5 protein-coding genes are annotated in these 2,730 nt (G+C 43.3%); 3 read left to right on the top strand and 2 right to left on the bottom strand.

Annotated elements, in window-relative coordinates; genetic code table 11:
* Positions 1-52 precede the first annotated feature (52 nt).
* The 3 genes from A4E24_RS06770 (at position 53) to A4E24_RS06780 (ending at position 1,287) form a co-directional block, all read left to right on the top strand.
* Positions 53-430 carry a NifB/NifX family molybdenum-iron cluster-binding protein gene (locus A4E24_RS06770; protein WP_292352527.1) on the top strand — a complete coding sequence of 126 codons (378 nt, stop codon included), beginning with the start codon at positions 53-55 and terminating at the stop codon, positions 428-430.
* Positions 431-441: 11 nt separating this feature from the next.
* A complete protein-coding gene (locus A4E24_RS06775) occupies positions 442-837 on the top strand; it encodes a NifB/NifX family molybdenum-iron cluster-binding protein (protein ID WP_292352528.1) in 396 nt (131 codons plus the stop codon).
* 261 nt (positions 838-1,098) lie between these two features.
* Positions 1,099-1,287: a hypothetical protein gene (locus A4E24_RS06780; protein ID WP_292352529.1), complete on the top strand. Its 189-nt coding sequence runs from the start codon at positions 1,099-1,101 to the stop codon at positions 1,285-1,287.
* 44 nt (positions 1,288-1,331) lie between these two features.
* Here A4E24_RS06780 and A4E24_RS06785 read toward each other — a convergent pair whose 3' ends face one another.
* Both A4E24_RS06785 and A4E24_RS06790 read right to left on the bottom strand, forming a co-directional pair.
* A complete protein-coding gene (locus A4E24_RS06785; RefSeq protein WP_292352530.1) occupies positions 1,332-1,970 on the bottom strand; it encodes a hypothetical protein in 639 nt (212 codons plus the stop codon).
* Between the two features lie 127 nt (positions 1,971-2,097).
* Positions 2,098-2,730: rhodanese-like domain-containing protein (locus A4E24_RS06790; protein WP_292352531.1), on the bottom strand; the 633-nt coding region annotated here is incomplete at its 5' end.

Below are 2,730 nucleotides of genomic sequence, written 5' to 3' on the forward strand. Positions count from 1 at the left end.
ATATATTAACTTTTTGAGTTAATTATTTATATTTTGTCTCATATTAGAGTAATTGTCAATCGAGAACATACTTGAAAAGACGTACTATAAGCAGGCCGTGAGCAAAATGAAGATATGCGTTACTACAAAGGACAATGTTCCTGAAGCGGAAACAAATCCACATTTTGGAAGATGCGTATATTTTATGTTCGTAGATACGGACTCCATGCAGCACGAATTTGTGAAGAACCCCTACGCTGCTGAATCCCAGGGTGCTGGTGTGCGGGCTGCACAATATATTGCAGACCAGGGAGCAGACGTGCTGATCTGCGGGAACCCTGGCCCAGATGCCGTATCAGTAATGGAAACTGGCGGCATAAGGATAGTGAAATATCCTGATATGAAAGCTATGGAAGCTGTACAAAAATTCCTTGGAACAAATGATCTTTAAAGGGTGAAAATATGAAGATATGTGTACCATCTATGGGTAAAACTGGCCTTGAAGACCAGGTAGGACAGCATTTTGGAAAGGTTTTGAACTATATCATGTACGATACAGAGAGCAGCGAGGTTTCAGTAATACCCAATACCAGTGAGCACAATGGCGGAGTAGGACTTCCTCCTGAACTGATGTCCCAAAAAGGGGTCAATGTTATGCTTTGTGGGGGTCTTGGAAGGAAAGCCGTTGCTCTGTTCGAGCAGTATGGAATAGAAGTATATGTGGGAGCACAGGGTACCATCTGGGATGCTCTGAAAGCATGGGAAACAGGAAGATTACAAAAGGCAACCATGGACAATGCATGCAGTTCTCATGACCATCATGACCACCATCATAGCCATGGCCATCACCACCACTGAAGTCCACATCCTCTGCGGGATGAAAATGGTATAAAAGTGCCTGATGCTTCATGAGAATAGCAGTAGCAAGTGGCAAAGGAGGGTAGTAGGCAAGCTCTCTCGGAGTGATGTTCTCTTTAAAGCAATGCTTGAAAGTCAAACAGTTCTAGAATATGAAGACGTTATTGTGATGTCCGCTGACAATAACTTAAAATTCATTTTAACTGTGAAAGCTCTTTTATGGGAGAAGCGACATAAGATTAACTGTAGGTCGGGATAGGTATGTCCAGCATCCTTAACAGAAAGGCTGGTGGATCTCACCCACTGGCGAATGCAACTCTGGATTATGTAGAGATCCTTATTGCGCTTCTTATTTTGATACTTCTGGTTTCTTCAGTCGACAGCATGATCGATTTCGTTGATCTTATAAAAGCGATCCTCTGTCAGAACAGATTCTCTTACGGCCCATAAAGGCCTGCAATGAAAACAAAATGAAGAGAAGGATATTTTTTTCCTTATCTCTTCTTTTCTATGAACAGAAGTGCAACGAATGCAAGGACAGATGCAACCAATGCAAATCCAGGCGTTGAAGGCACTGATACAGCACTCTTAGGTTCTTCTCCGAAATGAAGGGCTTCAACAGCATCTATATCTGATCCGGGCTCTCTTCCCGATGTGCTTGTTTCCCTGTCTTCTATCTTCACGTACCTCGCCCAGTTAAGGTCAGAGTCAGCAAGGTCGAATTCGTCTGTTCCTGTCCCTTCTCCCAGGGACTCCCAAGTCTGCAGGTCCTGGCTTACAAAAACCTCATATGTTTCGGGAGTATCCTTGCCGTAGAATATCTGGTCCTTTTCGTATACTCTCAGATCATCCCCTTCCTCATCAAGGATCAACTCATTTGCACCCATATCAACTATTACGTATCCACCGCCTAATGACATCGGTTCTATTTTATTCATATCTACGACGCCTATAATATAACTATCAAGGTTGTTGATATTGGCCGTTCCTCCTAAATTCTTTTCCACAACATTGTTAGCATAGGCACGGCTGTCAATTCCCGGGGTTCTCTCATCTGCTGCAAGTACGGTAAGGGAAAGAGAGAACATGAGGGTCAACGATATGATCATGTAAGTTATTTTTCTTTTTAGCATGCTACCACCCATAGTGAATTGTCATTATTGATACTTACTTATCTGTAAATAAAACTATCTCCATTTTTAGGGCACAATGCATGGTTAAACCAATTTATTCTATAAATTATATAGTGAAAAGAAATTATTATGCGTCATGGTATTTATCTGTCAATGTTGTATCTGGTCGTCTGGCAAAAGATGCCCACGGCAAAGTACAAAGTGGGCATTCCGGACCAAATCCGGCCGCTGCATAACCCCTCATTCCACCAGCTACGTTAAATATCTTAGCAAAACCCTTTTGCTTCAGAAGACTGGCACCCATGCTGGACCGCTGTCCACTTCCGCATATCAGGACAGTTTCGTCTGCAGGATCAAGTTCCTTATATCTCTCTCTCAGCTCAGCTACGGGAATATTGATAGCGTTCTGAATATGGAAATTTTCGTATTCACTTGATGCCCTGACATCCACAAGGATCGTTGTATCTCCTTGTATAACTCGCTGGTTCAATTCATGTGAAGACAGCTGCGGTACGTGTGCCGTGGGATAGCCGGCAGTGACCCATGCATACATACCACCGGACAAATAACCATAAACCCTATCTAATCCTACTCTGTGCAACTGAACAGAAGCCTCCACAGCCTGCCCATATCCTTCGCAGACCAGGAGTATGTCTTTATCCGGAGGAAGCAACCAGCCTGCAAAGGTTGGGAAATTACCGTCAATATCAATGCTGTACGCTCCTGGAACATGTTGTCCTCCAAATGCTTCAAAATTGCG

It is taken from the genome of Methanomethylovorans sp. PtaU1.Bin093, from assembly GCF_002067275.1.
Taxonomy (GTDB): domain Archaea; phylum Halobacteriota; class Methanosarcinia; order Methanosarcinales; family Methanosarcinaceae; genus Methanomethylovorans.

Excerpts from the sequence above, each read along its gene's own strand:
- A4E24_RS06780 (WP_292352529.1), top strand. The coding sequence starts at position 1,099 with ATGTCCAGCATCCTTAACAGAAAGGCTGGTGGATCTCACCCACTGGCG.
- A4E24_RS06785 (WP_292352530.1), bottom strand. The coding sequence starts at position 1,970 with ATGCTAAAAAGAAAAATAACTTACATGATCATATCGTTGACCCTCATG.
- A4E24_RS06775 (WP_292352528.1), top strand. The coding sequence starts at position 442 with ATGAAGATATGTGTACCATCTATGGGTAAAACTGGCCTTGAAGACCAG.